Source organism: Type-D symbiont of Plautia stali (assembly GCF_001485335.1).
Classification (GTDB): Bacteria; Pseudomonadota; Gammaproteobacteria; order Enterobacterales; family Enterobacteriaceae; genus Pantoea; species Pantoea vagans_C.
In genome coordinates this window covers 16,301-42,811 of sequence record NZ_BBOC01000020.1, presented here as the reverse complement: position 1 = coordinate 42,811, position 26,511 = coordinate 16,301, and the positions used below count along the sequence as shown (strand labels likewise).

At 54.7% G+C, this 26,511-nt stretch carries 27 protein-coding genes; 19 read left to right on the top strand and 8 right to left on the bottom strand.

The window, feature by feature from the left end:
• Positions 1-45: 45 nt before the first annotated feature.
• Positions 46-960 (bottom strand): ParA family protein, encoded by a 915-nt coding sequence (locus tag PSSD_RS08705; RefSeq protein ID WP_058970662.1) that lies wholly within the window; start codon positions 958-960, stop codon positions 46-48.
• Positions 961-1,367: 407 nt separating this feature from the next.
• Here PSSD_RS08705 and PSSD_RS08700 point away from each other — a divergent pair, with 407 nt between their 5' ends.
• Positions 1,368-1,673, top strand: a complete 306-nt coding sequence (locus PSSD_RS08700; RefSeq protein WP_268810627.1) for a helix-turn-helix transcriptional regulator — start codon at positions 1,368-1,370, stop codon at positions 1,671-1,673.
• Complete coding sequence (locus PSSD_RS08695; protein WP_235589202.1) at positions 1,673-2,983, top strand: type II toxin-antitoxin system HipA family toxin; 1,311 nt, start codon at positions 1,673-1,675, stop codon at positions 2,981-2,983. Before PSSD_RS08700 ends, PSSD_RS08695 begins: the two co-directional genes overlap by 1 nt.
• Positions 2,984-3,016: 33 nt before the next feature.
• On the opposite strand, the gene PSSD_RS08690 is transcribed toward PSSD_RS08695, so the two are convergent.
• Positions 3,017-3,415 carry a (R)-mandelonitrile lyase gene (locus PSSD_RS08690; protein WP_039336699.1) on the bottom strand — a complete coding sequence of 133 codons (399 nt, stop codon included), beginning with the start codon at positions 3,413-3,415 and terminating at the stop codon, positions 3,017-3,019.
• A 421-nt stretch (positions 3,416-3,836) separates the two neighbouring features.
• Between PSSD_RS08690 and PSSD_RS08685 the strand changes: the two genes are divergently transcribed.
• Both PSSD_RS08685 and PSSD_RS08680 read left to right on the top strand, forming a co-directional pair.
• Complete coding sequence (locus PSSD_RS08685; protein ID WP_058970653.1) at positions 3,837-5,348, top strand: MFS transporter; 1,512 nt, start codon at positions 3,837-3,839, stop codon at positions 5,346-5,348.
• Positions 5,349-5,360: 12 nt separating this feature from the next.
• Positions 5,361-6,056, top strand: coding sequence for an RraA family protein (locus PSSD_RS08680; protein ID WP_058970650.1), 696 nt, complete (start codon positions 5,361-5,363; stop codon positions 6,054-6,056).
• Positions 6,057-6,151: 95 nt separating this feature from the next.
• On the opposite strand, the gene PSSD_RS08675 is transcribed toward PSSD_RS08680, so the two are convergent.
• Positions 6,152-7,072: a DMT family transporter gene (locus PSSD_RS08675; protein WP_058970647.1), complete on the bottom strand. Its 921-nt coding sequence runs from the start codon at positions 7,070-7,072 to the stop codon at positions 6,152-6,154.
• 259 nt (positions 7,073-7,331) lie between these two features.
• Here PSSD_RS08675 and PSSD_RS08670 point away from each other — a divergent pair, with 259 nt between their 5' ends.
• The 4 genes from PSSD_RS08670 to PSSD_RS08655 are packed head-to-tail and all read left to right on the top strand — an operon-like array spanning position 7,332 to position 10,659.
• Positions 7,332-8,171: a transporter substrate-binding domain-containing protein gene (locus tag PSSD_RS08670; protein ID WP_039337325.1), complete on the top strand. Its 840-nt coding sequence runs from the start codon at positions 7,332-7,334 to the stop codon at positions 8,169-8,171.
• 2 nt (positions 8,172-8,173) lie between these two features.
• Positions 8,174-8,884, top strand: coding sequence for a 5-oxoprolinase subunit PxpB (pxpB, locus tag PSSD_RS08665; RefSeq protein WP_039337323.1), 711 nt, complete (start codon positions 8,174-8,176; stop codon positions 8,882-8,884).
• Positions 8,881-9,867, top strand: coding sequence for a 5-oxoprolinase subunit C family protein (locus tag PSSD_RS08660; protein WP_039337321.1), 987 nt, complete (start codon positions 8,881-8,883; stop codon positions 9,865-9,867). Before pxpB ends, PSSD_RS08660 begins: the two co-directional genes overlap by 4 nt.
• A gap of 21 nt (positions 9,868-9,888) precedes the next feature.
• Positions 9,889-10,659: a 5-oxoprolinase subunit PxpA gene (locus PSSD_RS08655; RefSeq protein ID WP_058970645.1), complete on the top strand. Its 771-nt coding sequence runs from the start codon at positions 9,889-9,891 to the stop codon at positions 10,657-10,659.
• Positions 10,660-10,986: 327 nt separating this feature from the next.
• On the opposite strand, the gene PSSD_RS08650 is transcribed toward PSSD_RS08655, so the two are convergent.
• On the bottom strand, positions 10,987-12,189 hold the full coding sequence (locus PSSD_RS08650) for a pyridoxal phosphate-dependent aminotransferase (RefSeq protein WP_058970642.1): 1,203 nt from the start codon (positions 12,187-12,189) through the stop codon (positions 10,987-10,989).
• A 450-nt stretch (positions 12,190-12,639) separates the two neighbouring features.
• Here PSSD_RS08650 and nac point away from each other — a divergent pair, with 450 nt between their 5' ends.
• From nac to PSSD_RS08620, 6 genes are all read left to right on the top strand, one after another.
• Entirely contained in the window at positions 12,640-13,563 is a 924-nt protein-coding gene (gene nac / locus PSSD_RS08645; protein ID WP_039334112.1) for a nitrogen assimilation transcriptional regulator NAC, read from the top strand.
• A gap of 114 nt (positions 13,564-13,677) precedes the next feature.
• Positions 13,678-14,091, top strand: coding sequence for an acetyl-CoA carboxylase biotin carboxyl carrier protein (locus PSSD_RS08640; protein WP_039334111.1), 414 nt, complete (start codon positions 13,678-13,680; stop codon positions 14,089-14,091).
• Positions 14,092-14,219: 128 nt separating this feature from the next.
• The gene (locus PSSD_RS08635; RefSeq protein WP_039334110.1) at positions 14,220-14,972 is read left to right on the top strand and encodes an SDR family oxidoreductase; all 753 of its coding nucleotides are present in this window, start codon (positions 14,220-14,222) and stop codon (positions 14,970-14,972) included.
• A 22-nt stretch (positions 14,973-14,994) separates the two neighbouring features.
• Positions 14,995-15,690: an amino acid ABC transporter permease gene (locus PSSD_RS08630; RefSeq protein ID WP_039334109.1), complete on the top strand. Its 696-nt coding sequence runs from the start codon at positions 14,995-14,997 to the stop codon at positions 15,688-15,690.
• A 5-nt stretch (positions 15,691-15,695) separates the two neighbouring features.
• A complete protein-coding gene (locus PSSD_RS08625; protein ID WP_058970639.1) occupies positions 15,696-16,451 on the top strand; it encodes an amino acid ABC transporter permease in 756 nt (251 codons plus the stop codon).
• 9 nt (positions 16,452-16,460) lie between these two features.
• Positions 16,461-17,198, top strand: a complete 738-nt coding sequence (locus PSSD_RS08620; protein WP_039334103.1) for an amino acid ABC transporter ATP-binding protein — start codon at positions 16,461-16,463, stop codon at positions 17,196-17,198.
• 129 nt (positions 17,199-17,327) lie between these two features.
• On the opposite strand, the gene PSSD_RS08615 is transcribed toward PSSD_RS08620, so the two are convergent.
• From PSSD_RS08615 to PSSD_RS08605, 3 genes are all read right to left on the bottom strand, one after another.
• Complete coding sequence (locus tag PSSD_RS08615) at positions 17,328-18,497, bottom strand: Gfo/Idh/MocA family protein (RefSeq protein ID WP_058970636.1); 1,170 nt, start codon at positions 18,495-18,497, stop codon at positions 17,328-17,330.
• A 10-nt stretch (positions 18,498-18,507) separates the two neighbouring features.
• Positions 18,508-19,431 (bottom strand): TIM barrel protein, encoded by a 924-nt coding sequence (locus tag PSSD_RS08610; protein WP_039334098.1) that lies wholly within the window; start codon positions 19,429-19,431, stop codon positions 18,508-18,510.
• Between the two features lie 253 nt (positions 19,432-19,684).
• Positions 19,685-20,713 (bottom strand): LacI family DNA-binding transcriptional regulator, encoded by a 1,029-nt coding sequence (locus PSSD_RS08605; RefSeq protein ID WP_058970633.1) that lies wholly within the window; start codon positions 20,711-20,713, stop codon positions 19,685-19,687.
• A 324-nt stretch (positions 20,714-21,037) separates the two neighbouring features.
• Between PSSD_RS08605 and PSSD_RS08600 the strand changes: the two genes are divergently transcribed.
• Both PSSD_RS08600 and PSSD_RS08595 read left to right on the top strand, forming a co-directional pair.
• Positions 21,038-22,075: a Gfo/Idh/MocA family protein gene (locus PSSD_RS08600; RefSeq protein ID WP_058970630.1), complete on the top strand. Its 1,038-nt coding sequence runs from the start codon at positions 21,038-21,040 to the stop codon at positions 22,073-22,075.
• A gap of 16 nt (positions 22,076-22,091) precedes the next feature.
• A complete protein-coding gene (locus tag PSSD_RS08595) occupies positions 22,092-22,973 on the top strand; it encodes a sugar phosphate isomerase/epimerase family protein (protein ID WP_039334092.1) in 882 nt (293 codons plus the stop codon).
• A 122-nt stretch (positions 22,974-23,095) separates the two neighbouring features.
• Here PSSD_RS08595 and PSSD_RS08590 read toward each other — a convergent pair whose 3' ends face one another.
• Entirely contained in the window at positions 23,096-24,106 is a 1,011-nt protein-coding gene (locus PSSD_RS08590; RefSeq protein ID WP_058970627.1) for a Gfo/Idh/MocA family oxidoreductase, read from the bottom strand.
• 100 nt (positions 24,107-24,206) lie between these two features.
• On the opposite strand from PSSD_RS08590, the gene PSSD_RS08585 reads away from it, so the two are divergent.
• The 3 genes from PSSD_RS08585 (at position 24,207) to PSSD_RS08575 (ending at position 26,500) form a co-directional block, all read left to right on the top strand.
• A complete protein-coding gene (locus tag PSSD_RS08585; RefSeq protein WP_058970624.1) occupies positions 24,207-25,226 on the top strand; it encodes a LacI family DNA-binding transcriptional regulator in 1,020 nt (339 codons plus the stop codon).
• 102 nt (positions 25,227-25,328) lie between these two features.
• The gene (yghU, locus tag PSSD_RS08580) at positions 25,329-26,210 is read left to right on the top strand and encodes a glutathione-dependent disulfide-bond oxidoreductase (protein WP_039334082.1); all 882 of its coding nucleotides are present in this window, start codon (positions 25,329-25,331) and stop codon (positions 26,208-26,210) included.
• Positions 26,210-26,500, top strand: a complete 291-nt coding sequence (locus PSSD_RS08575; RefSeq protein WP_039334080.1) for a DUF1330 domain-containing protein — start codon at positions 26,210-26,212, stop codon at positions 26,498-26,500. Before yghU ends, PSSD_RS08575 begins: the two co-directional genes overlap by 1 nt.
• The last annotated feature ends 11 nt before the right edge of the window (positions 26,501-26,511 follow it).

Below are 26,511 nucleotides of genomic sequence, written 5' to 3'. Positions count from 1 at the left end.
TATTAACTATCATGGTGAGGGCTGCTGAAAAAAAAGGGGATAGGATCATTTTGATCCCCCTTCTTCCGCAAGCACGTCGAACTTATGCTTCCATTCAGGGAACAGTTCGCAGGCAAGTTTGTGCATTGAGTCGAATGCTGAATCGCTCTTACGGGACGTTTTTTTCTCCAGGCGGTGAACAGGCTGACCGGCCGCATGCCCCTGCTTATAAACATCAAGATCATAAATGCGCGTCTGTAGCATGTTGATGACGATCTTGTCTGAATGCTGACTGTAATCGCCACTCAGTATGATGCTTTCGGCCTGTTCAACCGTGGTTTTCGCAAGCAGCGTATAGTCCATGCAGTTAACCAGCATGCGTATACTCGGAAGACTGATCCCAAAAGCCATGTAAGGGAGCAGTTCTTCCATCAGAGCAACTGTGCCGCGCATAAATTCACGCACATCAGGCAGCACAGGCTTGACCATTCCAATCATCTCGCCGGTTGCGGCCAGAATAATCAGTTCTGACATCACTGAACGTGACCCCTGCGAATCAATCAGGATGACGTCATACTGGCTAAATACCGAGTTTGACAATGCATTGCGCAGACGTACCCGCCCATCTGCAACATTGAGCATGTAGGTAGGTAAAAGATTGCGCGGATCGTTTGAGACAATGACATCAAGGTTCGTGAACGCGGTGCGGGAAATGATGTTTTCGGCCTGGGATAGGTCGACGGTTTGCATGAGCAACTCGTAGAGCCCGCAAGGTGCTTCATATTCTAAGGGATAGATACTGCTGGCAGTTGGCTGGGCATGGTCGCCGTCAATGATGAGCGTTTTTATACCTGCATCTGCAAGAAAACCACCCAGATTTGCGGCTTGAGTTGATTTCCCTTCTCCACCTTTGGTTGAAACAACAGGTAAAATTTTGGGCTTTGAACCCTGTTTTTTATAAAGCTCTGATTTTGAATGCATTTGATACACCTGAAATTGATTCAGGTGCGATTAGCAATCCAGCAACAAAAAGACCAAAACGTTAACAACCGGACACGGGGATTGAAAATCCCCGTGTCCGTGGTTCGATTCCGCGTCCGGGCACCAACATTCTGAAAACCCAGCTTATGGCTGGGTTTTTGCTTTTCTGCGTTTGTCATTCTGTTCCCCCCTCCCTGCCATCAACTCAAAGCACTGTTTATGTTCCAAATTTGGCACTTAACTCACCATTAATCTAGTAAAGTGCAAAAAACAGAACCTTATAAAACACCTCTATTAAAACATCAGTTAACCGATAAAGTTCCACATTTAGAACATTAAGCACTAAAATAAAGTTAAAGTTCATTATTTGGGGCATTATAGGAATGACTACCCTTTCCGCACAGGCTTTGGCCGAAGAGATTGGTCAGCGACTTAAGCAAGCCCGTCTTAATCGTGACTTAACGCAAACGGAGGTTGCTGAACGTGCAGGTGTTGCACGTAAGTCCGTGCTCAATGCTGAAAAAGGAAAAGCGCAGTTAGATGTCTTTATCGCCATCATGGTAGCGTTGGATCTCACTGAAACACTGAATCTGTTTTTGCCACCGCAGGAAATATCCCCGATTCAACTTGCAAAGTTACAGGGCAAACAGAGAAGGAGAGCTTCAGGGCAACGTAAAGATAAGCCGCTCAGGGAAGAGAATTCAGAATGGTAATGGAAGTCATCAATGTGAGCTATGCACAACAGGATGTTGGCGCGGTCAGCTTTGATTCAGAAAAAGGCGTAGGGGCGTTCGAGTATGCATCCAGCTTTATCAAGCAAGGCATAGAGCTCTCACCGCTAAAAATGCCGCTATCAACACAAATCTATCGTTTCCCAGAGCTGGCGTTTCCAACGTTTAAAGGGTTACCCGGGCTGATTGCCGACTCGTTACCAGACGATTTTGGCAATGCTGTTCTCAATGCCTGGGTTGCAGGCCAAGGTAAACGCCCTGATGACATTACCCCCCTTCAAAGACTGCAATATACGGGGAAACGCGGGATGGGCGCCTTGGAATACGCTCCAGCGACAAAACTCCGTAGTCTAAATGCCTCAAACTCGATTGAGATAACCTCGCTTGTCGCCACCGCTCAGGAAATCCTTGATGCACGAGGCGCATTCTCTACAGAGCTGCATCGGGACGGAGATGAAGATCGGGAAGGCATGCTTTCACTGCTATCAGTTGGAATGAGCGCAGGCGGGGCAAGACCTAAAGCGGTTCTGGCGTTTGATGATGAATTTACTCAGGTACGATCTGGACAAGCCATGGTCCCGGTTAATTTCACGCACTACTTGATGAAGTTTGACGGCGTGAGTGAACATAATCGTAACCAAGAAACTTTTGGTGACCCATTAGGCTTTGGTGCCATGGAGTACGTCTACTATCAGATGGCGAAAGCATGTGGTATCGACATGATGCCATCACACTTATTAGCTGAAGGCCATCGCCGCCACTTCATTACCCAGCGTTTTGATCGCATTGGTAATCAGAAGATTCATGTGCAAACCCTGAATGGTCTCGCGCATGTCGATTATAAAAAACCAGGCTCATTTTCTTATGCGGAAATGTTTAGTGTTGCGCGGCAACTTAATCTTTCAGCGCGTGATGCCGAACAACTGATGAAGCGCATGATATTTAATATTGTGGCGCGTAACCACGACGATCATGCCAAGAATTTTTCCTTCATGTTGAAAGGCAAAGAATGGAAGCTGGCTCCGGCTTACGATCTGGCTTATAGCTTTAAACCCGGGAGTAAATGGGTGAACAGCCATTGGATGACATTGAATGGTAAACGCGACAATTTCACTCGCCATGATTTCTATACGTTGGAGAAGATCAGTCCACTGTTCAACAGACAAAATCTGGATCGGTTAATAGATGAAACAGTGGAAGCCGTAGCGCAATGGGCAACTCGGGCTCGTGAGCAAGAAGTACCCCACACCTTGATAGCCGAAGTGAGCGACAACCTACGTTTGAGACTTTGAATTGCGGGATGCCTTGCAGCATCCCTTAATAGACTACAACCGATAATCCTCGTCACTCACCTGCTCCATCCAGGTCACCGGGCTGCCGTCCACCGATTCAGCAATGGCGATATGCGACATCGCGTTATCCGGGGTTGCGCCATGCCAGTGCTTCACACCCTCTGGGATCCAGATAATGTCACCTTGATTCATCACCTGAATCGCCTCACCTTCACACTGAATCCAGCCTTGCCCATGCACAATAATCAAAGTTTGTCCGAGCGGATGCGTATGCCATGCAGTCCGCGCGCCCGGCTCGAATGTCACCGTTGCGCCACCTACGCGTGCAGGGGCATCAGCCTGGAAAGGGGCATCCAAACGCACCGTACCGGTGAAATACTCTGCTGGACCTTTACGTGAGGGTACGGAGCCGTTTTTGATGAATCGCAACATGGTTTTTGTCCTCTGTTTTATCAATGACTCTACTGTAGCAAAGGGGACTGGATGCGATTAAGGCAACAATCACGCAAGCGCCTATGAGCAGGACTCATAAGATCATACCGATTACCGTTACAGGGTCTTTCAGTGAAGAATAGGATGTTTTAAAACTATTCTTTTAAGGGGAAACAATAAAACAACCTCAGGTCATAATATTAATTTATTCCCCCATAAAAAATTTCAATAAAATTATTTATCAGATAGTTAACGCATCCCTAAATAATATTTCGTGATCGTGACTTCGTAAGCCGTAACACACACTCCGTAACACGCCATTTATCCCGTATTCTTGCTCAAACAGAAAAATAACCTCTGATACCCGGCTGTTGATAACAGCCGGGATCCCCCTACTCTGTCATTGCATCGGGAGTGAATTATGCCTGAAGAGACGATCGCGTTGCCGTGGTATAAAAGGCTTAACCGCCAGCAATGGAAGGCATTCTGGGCTGCATGGATGGGATATTTGCTGGACGGGTTTGACTTCGTCATTATTACCCTGGTGCTTACCGAAATAATGGCTGAATTTCATGTTTCGACAGCAGAAGCCGCGGCCTTAATTTCCGCTGCTTTTATCTTACGCTGGTTTGGTGGATTAGCGCTGGGTGCAATGGGTGATAAATATGGCCGAAAAAGCGCCATGATCACCAGCATCATATTATTTGCTGGCGGAACATTCGCCTGCGGTATTGCGCCGAATTATACATGGATGTTTATTGCCCGTGTTCTGGTCGGGATTGGCATGGCGGGTGAATATGGCACCAGTTCCGCTTATGCCATCGAAACCTGGCCAAAAGACATGCGTAACAAAGCCAGTGCCTTTCTTAATTCAGGGTTCTCCGCTGGCGCTATTTTATCGGTGCTGGCTTACAGTTGGGTGGTGCCGCTATGGGGCTGGCGAGCGCTGTTTTACCTCGGCATAATCCCGGTGTTTTATGCCTTATGGCTACGACGTGCCATCCCAGAAGCTGAAGAGTGGGCCGCCGCGAAGGCGAAAGCCTCACAACCCGCCATCACCATGATTGATGCGCTGTTTCGCAGCCCCAATCGCTTACGGAATAACCTCAACATACTGCTCGGGATTGTTGCTGCCGTTGCGCTCTACTTCTGTTTCGATCATCAAAGCTCCGGTTGGGCAACCGCGCTGTTAGCCATCACCACGGCCGCTATTTTTATTCGCTTCCTGGTGCAGAGTGGCGGCGATCGCTGGCCCACCAGCCTGATGCTAACGGTGACGATTATTTGCGTCTTCCTTTACGGGTGGCCGATCCATGCGCTGTTACCGACTTACCTGAAAACCGATCTGCACTATTCACCTGAGGTGGTGGCGTTAGTGTTCTCCTTCAGCCGCTTTGGCATGGGGCTGGGCTGTTGCGTGGCGGGCATTGCTGCCGATCGGATAGGCACACGCAAAACCTATGTTCTCAGCCTGTTAGTCGCCCAGTTGCTGATCATCCCGGTGTTTATGCTGAACGGCTCGAATGTGTGGTTGCTGTGCCTGCTCATCTTCTTGCAGCAGCTATTCAGCCAGGGTGTCGGCGGGCTACTGGCGAAAATGATCAGCGGCTATTTCGATACCGAACAGCGTGCCGCCAATCTCAGCTTTATCTACAACATCGGCTCGCTGGGTGGTGCATTAGCACCGGTGTTGGGTGCACTGATCGCGCAGCATGCGTCGCTGGGCGGTGCACTGGGTGGACTCTCCTTTGGCTTGACCTTCGTGGTGATGCTGCTGATTGGTTTTGATATGCCTTCCCGCGTGCAGCGCTGGCTGAAACCGCAGGCACTTCGCCATTACGACACCGTCGATGGCACGCCACTCTCCGGCGCATTCACCCGTGAAGAGCGAGCCAATCCCTCTCTTACCCCTATAAACCCAAGTAAATCCTGACAGGAGAATAAAATGACCGCAGGAAACCGTATTTATCTTCGTCGCCCAGCTGATGCCGAACCCTTACTGGAAGCCTTTCGCTGTTTACCCGCCGCGGTGGTCGCGGACTGCATGAGCCGCCTACCCGCGCTGTCAGCGGAGATCAGCCTGAAAACCGCGCCACAAAAACCGATCATGTGCGGTCTGGCAGTCACGGTGAAAGCACGTTCCGGCGATAACCTGATGTTGCACAAAGCGCTGGATATGGCCGGGCCAAACGATGTGATTATTCTGTCGAATGAGGGCGACCGCAGCCAGTCATTGATGGGTGAAGTGATGGCCACCTACGCCAGACAGCGTGGCATGGAAGGGATTGTACTGGATGGCCCGGTACGTGACATCGACGGCTTATCACGCATGGACTTCCCGATTTATGCCGCTGGGCATACCCCCGGCGGTCCGTTCAAAGATGGCCCAGGCGAAATTAACGTGCCGATTGCCTGCGGCAAGATCCATGTCTCGCCTGGCGATATTGTGCTGGGTGATGCCGACGGTGTGATTATCATTCCACGTCAGGATGCGGCACGCATTCTTGAAGCGGCACAGGCCTATTTAATCGTGGATGAGCGTAACTTCGAGCTGGCAAAAACCGGTTCGCTGGAGCGCGGCTGGCTGGCAGAGACGCTGCACAATAAGCAGGTCGAGATTATTGATGATATTTACCGTTAAGGGTTAAGAGGCGCGATTAATCGCGCCCCTACATTAGACGTGCAAGACGGTAGCTAAGAATGGACAGATATATTCCTTGCGGCGCGAGGTGCATATCACGGCGTGGTGCTCACCATCGCCAACTTGCGCTGCCGGTTTTCGCGCCACACCGCAAAAATCCCGGCCAGCGCCACAATCGATGCACCAAAGATGGTGGTGCTGCCAGGCAGGCTGTTGAGGAACAGATAACCAATCAGCATCGACCATACCAACGTGGTGTAATCAAAGGGGGCCAGTAACGAGGCATCGGCATAACGCAGGCTCAGCGTAACCAGAATTTGCGCCAACCCACCAAACAGACCACAGCCCACCAGCAACAACAGCTGCAAGCCGTTGGGTTTCGCCCAGCCAAAGAATGCCGTCGCCAGGCCAATCAGCGTGGTCATCAATGAAAAATAGAACACAATCGCGCCGGGCTTTTCGATGCCATTAAGGAAGCGGATCTGCACATTGGAGGTCGCCGTACAGAGTGCCGCAATCAGCGCAAACGCCACGCCAAGGCTGGCCGTCGCACTGCTGGCACCGCCTGCCAGCACACCACCGCTGGCCGCGAGGCTGGACGAGAGCATGATCAGAATGCCGGATAATCCCACCACGACCGCCACCCAGCGGGACACTCGCACTCGCTCTTTCAGCAGCATCGCCGCCATCATCACCGTAAACAAAGGCGCGGCATAGCTGAGCGCTGTGGCATCGGCTAACGAGATATACACCAGCGCCAGATAGTTAAAATACATGCCGCCAGTGCCGGAAAAACCACGAATGAAATGGCCAAACAGGTTGCGCGTCTTCAGATTTTCCAGCACGTTGCCCTGGAATTTCAGCCAGATCAGCAAGGGGAACAGCGCGATAAAACTGCGGAAAAAGATCACTTCGCCGGTGGGCATCGCGCCATTGAGGCCCTTCACACAGGCCAGCATCAAGGTGGCGCAGAGCGCGGCAAATATCTTCAGTAACACGCCTAAACGGGGATTCATGCGCTTTCTCTTCTCTCTCTACTGCGTGCAATCGGCAGGATTGCCGAGAGGACAACGCGCTTCACACTAAGTAGAAAACTGTGCGCTGGATAACACTTTTTCGCTCTACCTGAATAGAAATAACTTATCGCCTTGGGTCATATCATTTCCCTATTGCATGCAACGCTTTCCCTCTTTTTCGACGTAAAACAAAGCCGATATAGTCCAGAAAAGCGAACTTTTGCGCTGCGAGGCAGCATCCACTATTGAGGGAATGCACATGACCATGAAAAGACGTACTACCATCGGGTTGGCACTGCTGCCACTGCTGGCGATTTCGGCGGCGCAGGCAGACATGATGGCGAACATTAAATCCAGCGGCGAACTGAAGTGTGCCGTTTACTCTGACGTGCCTCCGTTCTCTTCACCGGATCCACAAACGCGCCAGCTGGCTGGGATGGATATCGATCTCTGTACCGCGTTAGCCAAACATATGGATGTCAAACTCACGCTGGTGCCGACATCCGTTGAAGCACGTATTGCCGTTATTGCCACCGGCCGCGCCGATGTGTTGATTGCTAACCTCGCTTACACCAAGACCCGTGGTAATCAGATCCAGTTCAGCGATCCATACTACGTAGCGAAGGAGATGTTGCTGGTCAAAGCTCCACTGGCGGATAAGCCGTTGAGCTACTTCCAGGGCAAACGCATCAGCGCCACCAAAGGCACCACTTCTGAGCAGTCGATCCATATCAAGGGTGGCAAAGCCGTGACCTTCCAGGATTCCGCTTCGGCGTTCCTGGCGCTGGAACAGAACAAGTCTGTAGGCTTCGTCACCAACACCATGACCGGTATCAAAACCATTGCTCAGGCGAAAAAAGACGGCATCGATCTGGCGATGATCAAAGAGCCGATGGCGCTGGAGCCGATTGGTGTCGGCATGAAGAAAGATGAACCGGCGCTGCTCGCCAGCGTCAACAGTGGCCTGAAAGCCATGGACGATGACGGCACCATCGATAAAATCTGGAACACCTGGATTGGGCCAAACACCGAATACAAGATGGTGCGTGAAGAGCGCGTACAGCCGCTCTCCAGTCTGAAATTTGAACCGCTGGAATAACCATGCCCGTGATGTCGCCATCTGATATCCAGCCCGCCAGTGCCCCCGCGCTGGCTTGCTCCTCCGCGATTACCCTTTCCACCATCGGCGCGCGTGCGTGGCTGGTGGAAGCCCCGGGTGGGTTTGATCTCTCCGCCCAACGCCGCATCTGGTCACTGGCACGTCTGCTGCAAGCGGATGAAGCCGTTGAAGCCTTGATTCCTGGCGTCACCAATTTGCTGGTGCTGTTCCGCCACATCCCTGTTGATGAAGCCGCCGTTCGTCTTAGCCTGCAAGCGGCGTGGGATCAGGCTCAGGCGACCAGTCCGCAAGGCAAACTGATTGAAATCCCGGTGCATTATGGCGGCGAACACGCGATCGATATCGATGCGGTCTGCCGCCACACCGGCTTTAGCGCGCGCGAAGTGGTGCGTCGCCACCATCAGAGCGAATACACGGTGTTCGCCCTGGGCAGTGCGCCAGGCTTTGGTTATTTGCACGGGCTGGATCCGCAGCTGGCTACGCCAAGGAAGAAAGTACCGTCGCTAAGTATGTTGAAAGGCACGGTGACCATTGGTGGCGCGCAGGCGGGTGTGTCAGCGCTGACCGGCCCCAACGGCTGGAACGCTATCGGCTTTGCCGAACTGGATGTGTTTGATCCCTTGGCATCCTCGCCAGCCTTGATGGCACCGGGCGATCGTATTCGTTTCCTGCCGCAGAGGATTGAACTGTGATTGAGATTGAACAAAGCGGTGCGCTTAACACAGTGCAGGATCTGGGACGCTTCAATTTTCGCCATATGGGCGTCTCGGTCAGTGGTGTGATGGATCCCCTGGCATTGCGCGCGGGCAATCTGTTGCTGGGGAATGAAGAGAATGCCGCGGCGATCGAAGTTCAACTGTTCCCGTTTCGCGTACGCTTTCTGCAAGACACCAGTATCGCCGTGACGGGCGCAGACTGCCGTACCACGCTGGATGGCGTCCCCCTGCCGCCTTGGTGGGGTTGTGGCGTGCGGGCGGGCCAGGTACTGGAAATGCGTTACCCTCGCAGTGGCGCGCGCGGTTATCTTTGCATCGCGGGCGGCATTGACGTGCCCGTGGTGCTGGGTTCACGAAGCACCGCACTGCGCGGCAGCTTTGGTGGACTGGAAGGCCGTCCATTACAACGCGGCGATCGGCTGCCGCTGGGTGAATCGCACGCCTCAGCCCTTCCCGCCAGTGGGATTGGCATCGAACCGCCGGACAGCGCCCTGAGCGCGCATTTCCCGCGTAACAGTGCCGGTGAGATCCAGCTGCGCGCGATTCCATCGGGTGAATATCCGCTGTTTGCTGCTGATGCACCGCGCTTCTGGCAACAATCTTGGCAGGTTTCCAACCAAAGCAACCGTACCGGTTATCGGCTGGCGGGCGATCCGATTTTCCCCTCTGAAACCATCGAAATGCGCTCCTATGGCCTGATACCGGGCATTGTGCAGGTGCCACCTGGCGGCGAACCCATTATTCAGTTGAGCGATGCTAACACCGCAGGCGGTTACCCGAAGATTGCCGGGGTGATCGAGCAGGATCTGTGGCGTTTGGGACAAGTGCTTCCCGGCCAGTCGATCCAGCTGATCCAGAGCGATGCGCGTGAAGCGATAGCGATCGATCAGGAAGTCACACGCTGGCTCAGCCGTCTGCGTCTCAGTTGCCCGCCGCTGCGCAAAGCGTTGACGGCATAACTTTCGTAAGGAACCCAAACCATGAAGATTGATGTGAATTCCGATATGGGCGAAGGCTTTGGCGTTTATCAACTGTGCGATGACGCTGCGTTAATGAAGGTGGTGTCATCAGCCAATATCGCCTGCGGATTCCACGCGGGCGATCCGGCGATCATGACCAGGATGGTACGGCTGGCCAAAGAGAACGGTGTTGGAATTGGCGCCCATCCCGGCCTGCCCGATCGTCAGGGTTTTGGCCGCCGTGAATTACCGTTCAGCGCCGAAGAGATTTGCCAGCAGGTGGCGTATCAACTGGGTGCGCTGACGGCGATTGCCCAGGCGGAAGGCACCAAAGTGTCACACTTCAGCTTCCATGCAGCGATGGGCAATATCGTCAATCGCGATGAGGCACTGGCACAGCAGGTGATGGCGCTGGTCGCCCGCATCAATCCAGATCTGATTGTGTTTGCCCAACCCGATACCATTATTGAGCGTGCGGCAAAGCAGGTGGGACTGAAAACCCTGACGCTGTTCCTGGCGGATCGCGCCTATGATGCGCAAGGGCGTTTAGTGCCGCGCGGCATTGCCGGTTCAGTGATTAAAGAAGAGACCGCGCTGCGCGCCCGCGTGCGCCAGTTCCTGCAGCATGGCACCGTGACCACGTTCGAAGGGGAAGAGATTAGCGTGCGTGCGCGCTCAATTCTGGTACACAGCGACACGCCGGGTTCACTGGCGCTCGCAACTATTGTGCGCAGCGAAATTGAAGCCAGCGGCCATCAGGTCGCCCCCGCAGCAGAAGTCGTCGCGCAGTAATCACTCCCCAGAAAATGGCCGGTTTGCGCGTAATGATTGTCAGTTAAGCGACTGACGATAACGCCGTCTGGAGCCCCACGCGGGGAGGCGTGGGGCAGTTCGCGGCCGACCATGGATGGTCATCCGCGAACGGTCCGTCCGGCACGACGTGGAAGTCGAAGGTACCGCGTCAGCGGCGCGAGGACGGCCCAGAGGGGGCAGTAGTGGCGGCAGAGCCCGCACAGACCCGCACAGAAAAGAAAGGCCACTTATCAATAAGCAGCCTGAGTTCTTAACGGACAAACATGACCGCTTTACGCGGCCATTTATCTCTCTCGTCTATATCCCTTAACGGCAACCGGCGCAGAACGCTGCGATGCGATCACAACCGGTTTGCAAACGCTCCATGCTGGTGGCGTAAGAAATACGGAAGAAAGGACTCATCCCGTAAGCGGCGCCCTGCACCGTCACCACGTGCTGCTCTTCGATCAGCGCCAGCACAAAATCAGCATCATTGGTGATCAATCGTCCCCCCGCGCTGGTTTTGCCAATCAACCCTTCAATATTCACAAACAGATAAAACGCGCCCTCTGGCTTATGGCAGCGTAAACCGTCAATCGAGGTCAGGCGCTCCAGCACGTAATCACGGCGCTCACGGTAAATACCCGCACGCTCCTGCAGCAGATCCTGTGGGCCATCCAGTACCGCCACCGCTGCGGCTTGCGTCAAAGTGCACACACCACCACTGTTCTGCGTATTGACGTTACTCATGGCTTTAATCAGGGGGGCTGGACCACCACAGAAGCCGAGGCGCCAGCCCGTCATTGAATAGGCTTTCGACACGCCGTTCACCGTCAGCACGCGGTCATACAGGCGTGGCTCAACCTGCGCCAGGGTGTAAAAACGCACGTCGTCATAAATCAGGTGCTCATAGATATCATCGGTCATGATCCACACCTGCGGATGGCGCAACAGCACCTCGCCCAGCGCCAGTAGCTCAGCTTTGCTGGCAACCGAACCGGTAGGGTTGCTCGGATAGTTCAGCAGCAGCCACTTGGTCTTATCCGTGATGGCAGCATCAAGATCGGCGGGCAACGGCTTAAATCCGTTCTCCTGCGCGCACGGCAGCGGCACGGGCACGCCGCCAGCAAATTTCACGATATCGGCATAGCTAATCCAGGACGGCGTCGGGATCACCACTTCGTCACCCGGATTGATGGTGGCCATGATGGCATTAAAGATGATCTGCTTCGCGCCACCTGCGGTCAGAATCTGGCTAACGTCATAATCCAGCTGATTGTCACGCTTGAACTTCAGTTGAATCGCCTTACGCAGTGCCGGCGTACCGTCGGTTGGCGGATAACGCGTATCACCCGCGCGCGCGGCAGCGTATGCGGCTTCGATGGCATGAGGCGGTGTTGGGAAATCAGGTTCACCGGTGGAGAGCGCCACCACATCCACGCCCTGCGCCGCGAGGTCGCGCGCTTTCTGGGTCATGGCTACGGAGGCGGAAACGGTGACATTCTTTAATCGATCGGCTATCTCGGGCATGGTCAATCCTGGGTTCGGTGTCAGTTTCCCTGAGCATAGGATTAGGACCGAGGCCACGATAATAGAGCTTTGTTGTGGTGATATAACACAAAGCGATGACTGGACCGACTCCACACTTTTGTCATAAAGGTTTGGGATTGGCATAAAATTGCGCGGCAGGTCACGCCCATGCGCCTGACGCAATGTTAATAAAGTGTTACTTTTATCCGCGAGCCACATCTCGAACCCACGATTTTCCTTGCCCGCCATTGGCAATGCTGATGGGTCAAATGCACCCTTTCGGTGCATCGCTGCTTTTTTCAACACCCGCCAGATCGGCGGATCGCAAACTCAGCACCAGCCTCAGGAGGCCCGGTAGCCGTACCCTCCTGTCTGAGTTCAATCACGAAAGCTTATATTGGCATCAACTTTGCTTGATACCGATATGCGTTCTGTTGGAGGGAAGTGCCCATGAATCTTCGTCGCCTGAAGTATTTTGTTAAAATTGTTGATGTCGGTAGCCTGACTCAAGCCGCAGATATTCTGCATATCGCTCAGCCTGCGCTCAGTCAGCAGCTGGCCACGCTGGAAGGGGAAGTCAATCAACAGCTATTGATCCGTACCAAGCGCGGGGTCACGCCAACCGAAGCAGGCAAAACGCTCTATTCTCATGCCCAGTCCATTTTGCGCCAGTGCGAACAGGCGCAAAGTGCGATTGATTTGGTGGGTGCATCTCTCAGCGGCAGCGTCTCGGTGGGTCTGGCACCCGGCACCGCCGCGCAAAACCTCGCACTCCCGCTGATGATGGAAGTGCAGCAACAGCATCCGGGCATCGTGCTGTATTTCAATGAAAACTTCGGCACCACGCTCAGCGAATTGATCATGAATGGACGCATGGATATGGCAGTGATCTACGATCATCGCAGCATCCATGGCCTGCGCTTCATGCCGTTGATGAAAGAAGATTTATGCTTCGTCTGCCCGTTCAGCCTGGCGAAACCGGTTAAAGAAATTCCGCTGGCACAGGTTGCACAATACGACCTGTTCCTGCCGCGCATTTATAACATCATGCGCAAAGTACTGGATGATGCCTTCACGCAAAACAACCTGCAGTATCGCGTGAAATGCGAGATCGAATCACAAACCACGCTGAATGCCGCCCTCAGCGCAGGTTTAGGCACCACCATCATGCCGGAGTCTGCCGCTCGTGCGCTGCTGAAAAACGGTGATACCTGGATGGCGAAGATAGTTGAGCCAGATGTACAGGCCTCACTGTCGTTCTGTATGTCCGACCACCTGCCGCTCTCCCAGCCAGCTGAAGCAGTGAAATCGATTCTGCTGTCGTTGATGTCTCGTCGCAATGTCGAGAACCATCCGCTGACCCTGGTGGGATAAGACCCGCTTATTACCGCAAAGCGAAACCCTCTTACAGCCCGCCTGGCGAACGCGCTAGATTGATTTGGTCTGTTGCCCGCTAAGGCGGGCGTGTTTCGCTTTGACGGGAACCCCATGGAAAAAACCGCGATACCGCTGCCCACGCTGCGTGCGTTGGCGCGCAAAATGCAAAGCTCCGGCCTCAACAGTCTGGCACTTGAGGGCAAACAGTGGTCAGTACGTCTGACCTTCGCCCCAGCATGCCCCTCCCCCGTTATCCTGGCAGAGGAAACCCCACCGGCGACACAGGCGATTGGCGCCCCCATGCCGGGTACGCTGCTGCGCCGCCATCCTCTTAGCCAACAGGATTTTGTTCAGCCCGGTCAGCAGGTAGAAGCTCAGGATCTGCTCGCCGTGGTGCAGGTTGGCCCCTTGTATGTTCCGGTGCTCAGCCCGCTAAAAGGGCGTGTACACCAACTGACTCAACCCTCGAACAGCCCGGTTGAATATGCGGAAGAAATCATGACTATTCAGTCAGATAGTGAGTAAATAATCGGGTTATAAGGGGCACTTATCGCCTCAAAGTTTTTATGTCTTATGCCCTTGCGGCATAACTGCATAAAGTCAAAAAAGACCAATTACGCCGACAACACCTTCGGCGAGACGAGGAGAGGCAAATGCCATTTTCAGATTATAAAACCGCGCTGGTCACTGGCGCATCCGCCGGTATGGGCGAAGCGATTGTTGAGCGTCTGTGCAAAGAAGGGATTACCGTGCACGCCGTCGCGCGTCGCAAGGAACAACTGGCCGCACTGGCCGATCGCACTGGCTGCATTCCCCATGCGGTGGATGTCAGTGACGTTAATGCGCTGACGGCACTGTGCAAAGATCTCGAGATCGACATTCTGGTTAATAACGCTGGCTTATCGCACCCTGGCTCAATCCTCGACGCAGACGAAAACGTGGTGGAGACGCAAGTTGACGTCAATCTGCGTGCGGTCCTGCACCTGTGCCGTTTGCTGGTTCCTGGCATGGTGGCTCGTGACCGTGGCCATGTGTTCAACATTACGTCGATTGCCGCAATTTACAACTTCAACGGCAACTCGGTGTACCACGCCACCAAAGCCGGTGTGCATGCCCTGTCACGCCAGCTACGCGTTGACTGTTATGGCAAACGCGTGCGTATCACCGAAATCTGCCCTGGCCGTGTCGCCACCGATATCTTCGGCAACGTCTCTGGCGACCACGATGACGCTCGCCGCCGCTTCATTGATGGCTTCGAACTGCCGCAGGCCAAAGACATCGCCGACTGCGTAGCCTTTGCGCTCTCTGCCCCGGTGGCGGTGAATATCGGCAACATCGAAATCACCCCGACGCTGCAGGTGCCGGGCGGTCTTTCCACTATGCGACCGGGCGACCGCACCGCGTAATACCGTACTAAGAGGTAACTGTATGGCACTTGATTTCAGCAGTGTGATAACCGGCCATTACGGCCAGATGATCGTTGACGGAACGGTGGTCACCCTTGAACTGGCGTTAGGTGCCTGGCTGCTGGCAATGGTTCTTGCCCTGCTGCTGGTGGTGATCCGCCTGACGGAAAATCGTATTGCCGTTGGGCTGGTCAAAGCGTATGTCTCCTATCACCGTAATGTGCCCACCTTAATTCAGTTAATGATGTGGTACTTCGCGATCCCTACGCTGCTGCCGGAATCCGTGCAGATGCTGATAGTCGATTACAACGCTGAGTTTCTGTTCTCACTGGTTGCGCTCGGACTGTGTCAGGCCGCTTACTTCTCTGAGGATATCCGCAGCGGCCTGCGCGCCATTCCAGATGGACAAAACGAAGCGGCTCGCGCACTGGGCATGAGCTATGTGCGCGCCATGCGTTCCGTGATCCTGCCACAGGGCATTCGCAACGCGCTGCCATCCGTCATTAACCACACCGTGCTGCTGTTTAAAAACACCAGTCTGGCGATGGTGATTGGCGTGGCGGAGCTGACCTATGTCACCCGTGATATTGAGAACCAGACTTTCCGTACCTTCGAGTCCTACTTAGTGGCAACCGTGGGTTACCTGTTCTTCTCCCTGCTGCTGATGGGCCTTGGCGCGCTGCTGGCCCGCCGCTTCCAACGCGTCTACGCGAGGTAATGGCGATGTTTGAGATTTTCACCATTTTGCATGACAACGGCATGCTGCTGTTAATGGGCCAGTACCCTAATGGCCCGCTGGGCGGCGTGCTCTGTACCCTGCTGATTTCAGTGCTGGCCGTGCTCTTTGCTTTCCCCATTGGGGTGCTGCTGGGTCTGGCGCGACTGTCTCCGTGGCGCTGGCTGAGCTGGCCTGCCACCTGCTGGGTCTATTTGCTGCGCGGCATTCCACTGATGATGGTGGTGTTCTGGACCTACTTCTGCGTACCGCTACTGATTGGCCACAACATCAGCGGCTTCGCCACCATGCTGTGTACGCTGGTGATTTACGAAAGTGCCTACATCGCCGAAATCGTACGTGGCGGCATTCAGGCCTTGCCACACGGACAGTATGAGGCCTCACGTGCGCTGGGTATGAGCCACCTCAAAACCTTGCGTTTGGTGATTCTGCCGCAGGCGCTGTTCAACACCTTGCCAAGCCTGGTGAGCCAGTTGGTGTCGATCATCAAAGACTCGACGCTCGGCTACGTGATTAACGTACCGGAGCTGACCTTTGCCGCGAATCAGGTGAGCAACCAGTTACTGACGAAACCGTTCCAGGTATTTGCGATTGTGGCGCTGAGCTATTACGTCATCTGCTTCAGCCTCACCTGGCTTGCCAATAAACTCGAAGCGCATATTGCGCAGAAACGTCGCCAACCGCCGCAGGCCAATGCCAATGTGGCACCCGCGGTGATGCTGACTAAAACCTCTTCGCAATAAGGAAGCTCTATGAGCCCAATGATCATGTTTAATCAGGTCAATAAATGGTACGGCGCTTATCAGGCGCTGACTGACCTGAGTGCCGAAATCAACACCGGTGAAGTGGTGGTGGTGTGTGGTCCGTCCGGTTCGGGTAAATCGACGCTGATCCGCACCGTCAATCGCCTCGAACCGATTGATAACGGCCAAATTGTGTTTAATGGCATTGATATTCACGGCAGCAGCACGCGGTTGAACCATCTGCGCACCCGGATTGGCTTTGTGTTTCAGAGCTTCAACCTGTTCCCACACGTCTCGGTGGCTGAAAACATCATGATGTCGCCGATGAAAGTGTTGGGTGTGAAACGTGCCGAGGCGCGCCAGCAGGCGGGGGAGTTGCTGGAGCGAGTGGGGTTATCCCATAAAGCGGATGCCTACCCGGCACAGCTCTCCGGCGGCCAGCAGCAACGCGTGGCGATTGCCCGTGCGCTGGCGATGAAACCGCCGGTGATGCTGTTTGATGAACCGACCTCCGCGCTCGATCCCGAGATGGTCGGCGAAGTCTTGTCGGTGATGCGCAGTCTGGCGCAGGAAGGCATGACCATGATGTGTGTGACGCACGAAATGAATTTTGCCCGCGAAGTGGCGGACACCATCTGGTTTATGGATCAGGGGCAAATTCTGGAGAAAGCGACGCCTGAGAACTTCTTCAATCAGCCACAGCACCCGCGTGCGCAGCGCTTTTTGAGTGATTTGCGATCGCATTGATGTAACGTCGCGGCGCAATTCATTGCGCGTATTTCAACCTCGCGCGATACATCGCGCCCGAACGAAATGCGGCACGAAAACAGTGTAAGGTCGGCAGTTATGCCGACCGTTTTCATCACCGAGCTATCTTTAGCAATCCACCCACACCGCACCGGCATCCGCTGACTGCACACACTGCTCAACCCAGCGCACGCCCATCAAACCGGCATGCACATCCGGATACCAGAAATCAGCAAGGAATGCCTCATCGCCCCGGTCGGTGGCATCCATCGCCAGCGCAAAACGACGATAGAGGTTTGACCAGGCTTCAAACAGCCCTTCTGGGTGGCCACCGCCAATACGATCGTCCGCCAGTGCCGTGCGATGCAGGTAACCCATCCCTCGCTCCAGTATCTGCACCGGTTCACCCTGCACTTCATAACGCAGCTGGTTTGGCTGCTCATCCCACCACTCCAGGCTGGCCTTCTCGCCAATCACGCGCACCTTCTGCCCGTGCATCGAACCACAGTTGACGGCGGAAGCCCACATGGTGCCCACCGCACCGTTGTCATACTCCATCATGACAAAGGCATTATCTTCCAGCGGTGCGCGGGTTTTGACAAAGCTCTGGCGACTGCACAACAGGCGTTTCACCTGCAGTTTTGGCACCATGGTTTCGGCGATAAACAATGGATGCGTTGCCAGATCGCCCAGCACATAGCTCGGTCCGACAAACCGCGGATCGACGCGCCATTTGGTGCTTTCGTTTTGCAACTCGACGGCTTCATTATGAAAACCGTGCGCGAACTGCATATTGATAATGCGAATTTCACCCAGTAGCCCTTCAGCGATCATCTCGCGTGCCTGATGAATCAGCTGATGTCCGGCATAACCGTAAGTGACACCAATGATCTTTTTCTTCTCAGCACAGAGTTTTTCCAGCTCGTCCGCTTCTGCAGTGGTGAAACAGAGCGGTTTCTCACACACCACATGCAGGCCCGCATTGAGTGCGGCACGGCAGATGGTGAAATGGGTATTGTTGGGGGTCGCGATGGATACCGCTTCAATACCGTCTGCACGTGCGGCTTCAGCGGCGAACATCGTTTCGTAGTCGGGATAACAGCGCTCGCCATCGACACCCAAAGAGGCACCGAAGGCGCGACCGCGCTCAGCATTGAGGTCAAACGCCCCCGCCTGGAGGACAAAGTTGCCATCACGCAGTGCTGCAGAGCGATGAATGTAACCTATCTGGCTGGTGCCACCGCCCCCGACCATGCCCCAGCGCAGGGAACGATTCAGTGCTTTAATACCGTTAATCATGATGTTCTCCTTAGAATCCGACCGATTGCAGATAGTGCAGGCTGGCAGTCACGTCACGCAGACTGGTGTCCGCGTTGCGCGGATCGCGCTCTTGCTCAATGGTGATCCAGCCCTGATAGTTGCGCTCAGCGAGGAAAGCACGCACCGCTGGATAATCAATCGCCCCTTTGCCAATTGGGCACATCACGCCTTCGGCGCAAGCGGCAAAGAAGTCCACCCCACGCGCAATCACATCGCGCCAGACGGCGTCGTTCACGTCTTTGAAATGCAGATAATCGATACGATCCCAATAGCGGCTTAGGTACGGAATCGGGTCCATGCCGGAGTAATACAGGTGTCCGGTGTCGAGGCATAAGCCAGCCACCTCGTGTGGGATATCCTGCACCAACTGCGCCAGTTCGTCGGCAAACTCAATGCAGCCGCCAGCATGCGGGTGGATCACTGCACGTACGCCATACTCGTTCCAGGCGATCTGGCTCAGGGTGGTGATATGCTGCATCATGCGCTGCCAGTCATCGCGGGAAAGGCGAGGCGCTTTATCTGACTGCCCGGCGTATTTCGCGCGTTCTGGATTACCAAAATCGATAATCACCAGATAGGGCGCGGGAAGGTTATCCGCGTGCGTTTTCTCAGCAGTCGGCACTTGTGACAGGTTGCGGCAGATGTTGTGGGTCAACTCGACCATGGCGGGGAAGTTCGCCTCGCTGACCAGATCATCAAAGATCGTGCCTGCCACCAGCGAAAGCTGATGCGCCTCTAACTGCTGACGCAGTTCACTGGCATCGGTGGGCAGATAACTCCACGGGCCGAGTTCAATGCTTTTGTAACCCGCCTGAGCTGCCTCGGTGAGGACTTTCTGCCACGGCGGCAGGAAAGGATTTTTCGGATCGTCGACACCCCAGCTGCAGGGTGCGTTAGCAATGTGAATAGTCATGATCGTTCCTTGCGGTAGTGGATAGCGCAAGTATCAAATAAAAATTTCACCTTCAGCAATCATGAAACTTTCATTTTTTGATAGCGATCAAGTTATTTTTCATCATTAATTTGATAGATTGCCTATCAAATGCAGCCAGAGTGCGCATAAATTCGCACCCTACGAGATCGGTGCACAATCGTCGTAGGGTTGCCATTCATGGCGACCGGGAAACGAATAACTGTGTAGCAGTCCGCCATTTGTGGCGACAGGCTCACAAATTCTCCCGCGTGATGATCGCAAACGGCAGCGTCACCAGCGAGAAGTGATCGCCTGATTCCGTGGCCTGCTGCTGCACCGTACGCGCCAACTGCCGTGCCATATCATCAATATCATGGCGGATCATCACCGTAATGCTGCCGTCAATCAGCGCCAGATCCCCCTCTTTCACCGGACCATGGCAAACCAGTGCCACCTTCCGTTGTGGCTGTTGGCGTAGCGCATGGATCACCCCCTCAATTCCGCCACAGGGGGCGTAAATCAATGCGAGATCAGCATGCTCATCCAGTAACTGGCGCGTGGCATGATAGCCACCATCAATTGACTCATGGGTTTTCAATGGCTCCAGCACCCGACGGGCACTGTCTTGTTCGCGCAGATAGGATCGGAAGCTGATCTCACAGCTCTCCTGACAGGTAAAACGATGGTCACCGACCAACACGCCCACCGATCCCGGCTGATGCAGCAGATGCGAGGCCACCCAACCGGCGGTGCGCCCGGCTTTCTGATTATCCAGCCCAAAATAACCGGCGTGGCCGCAGGGAGAAAAATTCGAAAACAGCGCATAAACCCGCACGCCCTGCCGCGAGATATGCTCAATCGCATGGCGAATCAGCGGATGGTCCAGCGCCACCAATCCAATAGCATCCACTTGCTCAGCCAGCTTATGCAGGGATGCCACCACCGCAGCAACATCATCAATATCGTGCCAGTAAAATAACGGCTCACTGCCGGCAGGATGGAGCGGCTGGGTATGCTGCCGCAGTGCGTCAGTGAACGCATGATAGAAAGAGTAAGATTTGGAGAGCAGGATGAAACCCATACGTAACGTCACGCCTGCCGTTTGCTGTGTTTCGTGGAACGTCGCGACGGGGCCAACGCGATACCCCAGGCGATTCGCGGCTTCAAGTACCTTTTGCTCGGTGGCTGCACGAACCGGTGCGCGACGGTTCAGCACGCGATCTACGGTCGCAACACCCACACCCGCCGCATCGGCAATGGCATTCATGGTGATTTTACTCATCAATAGCTTCCAGTAAATTGATAGTTAATTATCAAAAATAATGCCTGAATTCTTTTTAGAGTGCGAATCTGTTGTTGGATAAGTCGTCATCAAATCTCACTATTTGATAGAAAGCCTCTCAGTATTTTGATCCCCCTCGCAAAAATGAAATGACTCATTTCATTCAGATACCATCCAGAATAAATGTTTGATATTTATCCTCCCGACACCTGTGCTTCAGGCTGATGGATTTACATCAGGAAAGGATTAGAGGGTGCGGTTGCCGCTTCCTATATTTGATGGCTGGCTCCCGGTTCATTAGGTATTAAATAAAACGGAGATGATATGTTCCCTGCAACCCTACCTGCACCTCGTCGTCACCCTGAAAACCAGATTCCTGCATTACGCTGGGGTATTGTTGGTCCTGGCTGGATAGCCGACCACTTTGCCAACGCGTTGCGCCACCACACTCAGCAGCAGCTGATCGCTGTAGCGTCACGCAGCCTTGAGAAAGCCCAGGCCTTTGCCAGTAAGTGGGATATCCCGCATGCCGTGGAAGGGATAGATGCACTGCTCAGCCGCTCTGACATTGATGTGGTGTATATCGCCACGCCGCACAATCACCACTTCCCGGATGGTCTGCGCACGTTACAGGCAGGCAAACACGTATTAATCGAAAAGCCGCTGGCGTTGAATGCGCAGCAAGCCTGGCAGTTACAGCAAGAAGCGCAAAAGCAGCAACGCTTGTGTGTCGAAGCGATGTGGTGCGACTTCGCGCCAAAATATGATGTGATCCGTCAACTGCTGGCCGATGGCGCTTTAGGTGATGTTCATACGCTGATCGCCGATCATGGCGAATATTTCACCCAGGATCACCGCATCTTTAATCTCGATCTGGCTGGCGGCCCGATGCTCGATCTCGGCAGTTATTTGATCGGCTTCAGCGTGTTTGTCGCCGGTGCGCCCGACAGCATTGTCGCCAAGGGACAGCCCGCACCGGGTGGGGTTAACGGCCAGACCTCGATGCTGCTGACGCACAGCAATGGTATGCATTCGGTACTCAACACCACCCTGTTCAGCAACACGCCTGGCACCGCAGTCATCGCTGGCCGCGATGCCACGCTCTACCTTGACGGCCAGTTCTACGCGCCGGGCAATTTCCGTCTCACCTCCAGTGATGGCCGACACACGCTGCGCTGGGAGGAGCCGACCAACCGCTATATTCAGCTCAGTCATGAAATCGAACATACCGCCTGGTGTATTCATCAGGGCCTGCTCGACTCGCCTGTTCGTCCGCTTGCCACTTCTCTGGCGACGCTGCGGGCAATGGATGACGTCAGACAGCAGATTGGTGTGGTGTTTAATGAAGAGCGCACCGCTTAACGCTCAGGAGAACAAAATGAAAATCGCTTTTGATGTGGATGTCATCAGAGACCTTGGTATCACTCGCATGGTGCATCAGGTGGCTGAGTGGGGCTATAAGTACATTGAGCAATCCCCGCATCCACAGATCAACCCGTTCTATAAACATCCCAAAGCCAGCCGTGAAATCATGCGCGAATACAAAAATGCGCTGAATGCCACTGGCGTAGAGATCTCTTCGTTCATCACCGTGTACCGTTGGTCCGGCCCAGACGAATTGCGCCGTCAGGCTGCGGTGAAGAACTGGAAACGCATGATTGAAATCGCCGTTGAGATGGGCGTACAGGTGATCAACACCGAGCTGTCGGGCAACCCGAATGAGCCGGAAATCTGTGAAGAGATGTTCTATCGCTCAATGGATGAGTTACTGCCCATTTTTGAACGTGAGGGCATCCGCGTCGAAATTCAGGCCCATCCATGGGATTTCTGCGAACAAAGTAATGAAACGGCGGATATCGTGAAATCCTTCCGTAGCGACAACGTCAAATACATCTACAGTGCGCCGCACACCTTCTATTACGACAAGGGCGTAGGTGATGTGAAAAGCATGCTGCATTACGCCGGCGACGATCTGTCGCATATGCTGATTGCCGATACCATGAACCACACCAAGCACTGCCGCTATATTGTTAACCCGCCGGGTGTCGATGCGACGATTCATCAGCACGTGGCTGTGGGTGAAGGCGAAGTGAACTTCGATGGGTTGTTTGAGGCACTGCGCGAGATGGACTTTGCCAACCGCACTTACAAGGTGGGCGGTGAGTCGATTATCTCGGCGGCGCTGTTCGGCTATCCGGAGAAGATGAAGTACCAGGCAGTGGAAACGCGTGAATTGATTGAGCGTGAACTGCTGAAATAGGTGCGGCTTGATGCCCTCACCCTAACCCTCTCCCACAGGGAGAGGGGACTGGATAGTGTGGACGACATGCTCCCTCGATCGGCCCCCTCGCCCGCTTGCGGGAGAGGGTTGGGGTGAGGGCATCAGATAGACACCCGCTCCACATCCACAAACTCACCGCGTGTCAGCGAAAGCTGCGCCGCTTCCGCAATCGCCTGCGCACGCAGACCATCAATCAATCCCGGCAGCCCTTCCACCTTCTCCCCGCCGATGTAACGCACAAACGCATCCAGATGCGTGTAATACGTCTCTTGCACACGGCTAAACCAGTCGGCATAAAGTCCAGGCTGAGTAATCCCTCTCCCCTGATACAAGGTGGCACCGCGCGCCGATTGACTCTCTGACGCCAGCATCCCTTCGCTGCCCATCACGCTAATGCGTTCGTCGTAGCCATAAGCCGTGCGGCGTGTATTATCCAGCTGAGCCAAGGCGCCTTGCTGCATACGCATGATAAGCACCGAAGTATCGACATCGAAATCACGTATCTCGGGCATGGCCAGCGCGGCACCCAGTGCACCCACCGTGCTGACTTCATCCTCGGTGAGCCAGCGCAGCAGATCGAAAAAGTGAATCGCCTGATCGCGCATCTGTCCGCCTGAGGCCTGAAGATAACTCAGCGGTGGCAGCTCAGAAGCACGGCACACCATCTGTATCAGCTCGGTGCGGCCAATCAGCCCCTGCTTTAACTGCGCTTTCAGCTGCTGATGGCTCAGATCAAAGCGGCGATTAAACCCCACGGTGACAGGGACCTGCAGCGGCGAAATCTTTTCCACCACTTCGCGCGCGCGTTGCAACGACAGGTCGATCGGTTTCTCACAGTACACCGCCTTACCCGCCCGCACCGCCTGCTCCAGCAATTCGGCATGGGTTGGCGTGGCACTGGCGATCAACACTGCGTCAATCGCATCGCTGTTGAGCGCCTGCTGCACGCTTGCCGCACGCGCACCAAACCGCTGCGCCACCGCTTCCGCTCGTGAGACATCGATATCGCACACCAGCGCAAGCTCTACGCCGGGATGAGTCGCCAGGTTTGCGGCATGTACCTGGCCTATAAATCCACTGCCAATCAGGGCAAAACGTTGCGGCGTCCGCATCTTAACGCTCCTTTTGTTCACATTTTGGAATAGCCAATGTTGTCAAAATAGCGCTTTGTGGCAGGCTAGCTGAACGCGGTTTTTGATGGAATTACCTCAGATGAAAGCACTGACGCTGGCGGAACTGGCGAAGCAGGTTGGCGTAGGCGTGGCCACGGTTGATCGCGTCCTGAACGATCGCGGCGGCGTCTCGCCTGCGATGACCAAAAAAATTCTACAGGCAGCGCGCGAGGCGGGTTTAAAGCGTATTTTGCCGGAGGAGCATCGCCACACCTGGCAGGTTGAAGTGCTGCTGAGTGGCAACGGCTCGTTCTTCTTCCAGCAACTGGCACAGGACTTCGCCCATCTCGCTGATGAGCTTGGCTATCGCCGTTTGCGGTTGCATCGCACCCTGATCCCAGAAAACGCGCCCGAGAAGCTGGCAGCACATATTGCAGCCAGCAGCAAAAAACGGGACGCGCTGATTGTTTTTGCCCACGAAAACCCTCTGATTTATGAGGCGTTAGCCGCTTGCAAAGCGCGCGGTGTGCCGGTAATCACCCTGGTCACCGACCTGCCCGATGCGGCGCGCCTGTGCCATGTCGGTATCGATCAATACAAAGCGGGTCGCACCGCCGGGCTGATGCTCGGCAGTATGACCGCCACCGCAGGTGATGTGGTGCTGGTGAGTGGCCGCGCCGACTACTCTGCGCATCGCCAGCGTATCGAAGGCTTTCAATCGGTACTGGCCGAACGCTTCCCGCAACTGCGCTTGCGCGAGATTCTGGCCGGGCAGGATGAGCGTGAGCGCATCAGCCGTCTGCTGGAGAAAACCCTGGCCGGCTCGCAGCACATCGTTGGGCTGTACAATACGGGCATGGGCAATACACAGATCCACGAAGCCCTGGCGCGTCATCGTCTGAACGGCAAACTGGTGTACGTCACCCATGAGCTCTACAGCACCACGCGCCAGCTGTTAGAAAAACGCGTGTTGACGCTGACCCTCGATCAAAACACCCTGCGCCACGCGCAGCTGGCGCTCACCCTGCTGCTCAAACATCTGGAAGAGGGTGAACAGCCCGACACCTACGCGCCCGGTAAAGTGGACTTTATGCTTTTTACGCAAGAGAACTTCGCTTAATCACACTTGGCTTCGCACCGCCAGCGCGGTTAAATCGCCTTCATCTCGCGCTGCTACACTCAGTAGCAGCAAAAAACGCAATCACAACAAGGCGAAATCACTATGTCGGAAAATCAGTATCAGCCCGCGAAAGTCTGGACCTGGGACCCGGAAGCCAAAGGTAACGGCGCGAAAACCAACCGTCCGTTCGCCGGGCCGACGCATGAGAAGACTCTGCCAGTGGGCAAACATCCGCTGCAGCTCTATTCACTTGGCACGCCGAACGGCCAGAAAGTCACTATTCTGCTGGAAGAGTTGCTGGCCGTCGGGGCTAAAGAAGCCGAGTACGATGCCTGGTTGATCCGCATCGGGGATGGCGATCAGTTCTCCAGCGGTTTTGTTGAGGTTAACCCGAACTCTAAAATCCCGGCCTTGAGTGACCACTCTGTCACCCCGCCGCTGCGCGTATTTGAGTCAGGCAATATTCTGCTCTATCTGGCCGAGAAATTTGGTCACTTCATTCCTGCCGATATCGCGGGCCGTACCGAAACCCTCAACTGGCTGTTCTGGTTGCAAGGTTCAGCGCCCTACCTCGGCGGCGGCTATGGCCACTTTTATTTCTACGCGCCAGAAAAAATCGAATACGCCATCAACCGCTTCTCGCTGGAAGCCAAACGCCAGCTTGACGTACTGGATCGTCGATTGGCCGATAATCGCTTCCTCGCCGGTGATGAATACACCATTGCGGACATCGCCACCTGGCCTTGGTACGGCAATCTGGTGCTGAATAACATCTATGGCGGCGGCGAGTTCCTCGACGTGCAGTCGTATAAAAATGTGGTGCGTTGGGCTAAAGAGATTGCCGAACGCCCAGCGGTAATCCGTGGTCGTAAGGTGAATAAAGCGTTCGGTGCAGAGCCGCAAGACCAACTGCTGGAACGCCACGATGCCGCTGATTTCGATAACAACACCGAAGATAAACGCCAGGCTCGAGGAGAGAAGTAATGGCTGCCTATGTGGTGATGATTAAGGACGAAACGCTGGATAAGGATGAGCTGGCGACCTATGCGCAGAAAGCGGGCGAGGCGCGCGGCGATCATCAGATCAACCCGCTGGCCTTTTACGGCGATCTGCAGGTGCTGGAAGGCCGTGATGCGGAAGGCGTGGTGGTACTGGAATTTGCCGATGCTGATGCTGCAAAAGCCTGGTACTTCAGCCCGGCGTATCAGGAAGCCAAAGCGCACCGCCTTAAAGGTGCCAATTACCGCGTGCTGTTGGTGAACGGCGTAGCCTAATGTGTTGGCGG

Excerpts from the sequence above, each read along its gene's own strand:
- PSSD_RS08705 (WP_058970662.1), bottom strand. The coding sequence starts at position 960 with ATGCATTCAAAATCAGAGCTTTATAAAAAACAGGGTTCAAAGCCCAAA.
- PSSD_RS08695 (WP_235589202.1), top strand. The coding sequence starts at position 1,673 with ATGGAAGTCATCAATGTGAGCTATGCACAACAGGATGTTGGCGCGGTC.
- PSSD_RS08690 (WP_039336699.1), bottom strand. The coding sequence starts at position 3,415 with ATGTTGCGATTCATCAAAAACGGCTCCGTACCCTCACGTAAAGGTCCA.
- PSSD_RS08685 (WP_058970653.1), top strand. The coding sequence starts at position 3,837 with ATGCCTGAAGAGACGATCGCGTTGCCGTGGTATAAAAGGCTTAACCGC.
- PSSD_RS08680 (WP_058970650.1), top strand. The coding sequence starts at position 5,361 with ATGACCGCAGGAAACCGTATTTATCTTCGTCGCCCAGCTGATGCCGAA.
- PSSD_RS08675 (WP_058970647.1), bottom strand. The coding sequence starts at position 7,072 with ATGAATCCCCGTTTAGGCGTGTTACTGAAGATATTTGCCGCGCTCTGC.
- PSSD_RS08670 (WP_039337325.1), top strand. The coding sequence starts at position 7,332 with ATGACCATGAAAAGACGTACTACCATCGGGTTGGCACTGCTGCCACTG.
- pxpB (WP_039337323.1), top strand. The coding sequence starts at position 8,174 with ATGCCCGTGATGTCGCCATCTGATATCCAGCCCGCCAGTGCCCCCGCG.
- PSSD_RS08655 (WP_058970645.1), top strand. The coding sequence starts at position 9,889 with ATGAAGATTGATGTGAATTCCGATATGGGCGAAGGCTTTGGCGTTTAT.
- PSSD_RS08650 (WP_058970642.1), bottom strand. The coding sequence starts at position 12,189 with ATGCCCGAGATAGCCGATCGATTAAAGAATGTCACCGTTTCCGCCTCC.
- nac (WP_039334112.1), top strand. The coding sequence starts at position 12,640 with ATGAATCTTCGTCGCCTGAAGTATTTTGTTAAAATTGTTGATGTCGGT.
- PSSD_RS08640 (WP_039334111.1), top strand. The coding sequence starts at position 13,678 with ATGGAAAAAACCGCGATACCGCTGCCCACGCTGCGTGCGTTGGCGCGC.
- PSSD_RS08635 (WP_039334110.1), top strand. The coding sequence starts at position 14,220 with ATGCCATTTTCAGATTATAAAACCGCGCTGGTCACTGGCGCATCCGCC.
- PSSD_RS08630 (WP_039334109.1), top strand. The coding sequence starts at position 14,995 with ATGGCACTTGATTTCAGCAGTGTGATAACCGGCCATTACGGCCAGATG.
- PSSD_RS08625 (WP_058970639.1), top strand. The coding sequence starts at position 15,696 with ATGTTTGAGATTTTCACCATTTTGCATGACAACGGCATGCTGCTGTTA.
- PSSD_RS08620 (WP_039334103.1), top strand. The coding sequence starts at position 16,461 with ATGAGCCCAATGATCATGTTTAATCAGGTCAATAAATGGTACGGCGCT.
- PSSD_RS08615 (WP_058970636.1), bottom strand. The coding sequence starts at position 18,497 with ATGATTAACGGTATTAAAGCACTGAATCGTTCCCTGCGCTGGGGCATG.
- PSSD_RS08610 (WP_039334098.1), bottom strand. The coding sequence starts at position 19,431 with ATGACTATTCACATTGCTAACGCACCCTGCAGCTGGGGTGTCGACGAT.
- PSSD_RS08605 (WP_058970633.1), bottom strand. The coding sequence starts at position 20,713 with ATGAGTAAAATCACCATGAATGCCATTGCCGATGCGGCGGGTGTGGGT.
- PSSD_RS08600 (WP_058970630.1), top strand. The coding sequence starts at position 21,038 with ATGTTCCCTGCAACCCTACCTGCACCTCGTCGTCACCCTGAAAACCAG.
- PSSD_RS08595 (WP_039334092.1), top strand. The coding sequence starts at position 22,092 with ATGAAAATCGCTTTTGATGTGGATGTCATCAGAGACCTTGGTATCACT.
- PSSD_RS08590 (WP_058970627.1), bottom strand. The coding sequence starts at position 24,106 with ATGCGGACGCCGCAACGTTTTGCCCTGATTGGCAGTGGATTTATAGGC.
- PSSD_RS08585 (WP_058970624.1), top strand. The coding sequence starts at position 24,207 with ATGAAAGCACTGACGCTGGCGGAACTGGCGAAGCAGGTTGGCGTAGGC.
- yghU (WP_039334082.1), top strand. The coding sequence starts at position 25,329 with ATGTCGGAAAATCAGTATCAGCCCGCGAAAGTCTGGACCTGGGACCCG.
- PSSD_RS08575 (WP_039334080.1), top strand. The coding sequence starts at position 26,210 with ATGGCTGCCTATGTGGTGATGATTAAGGACGAAACGCTGGATAAGGAT.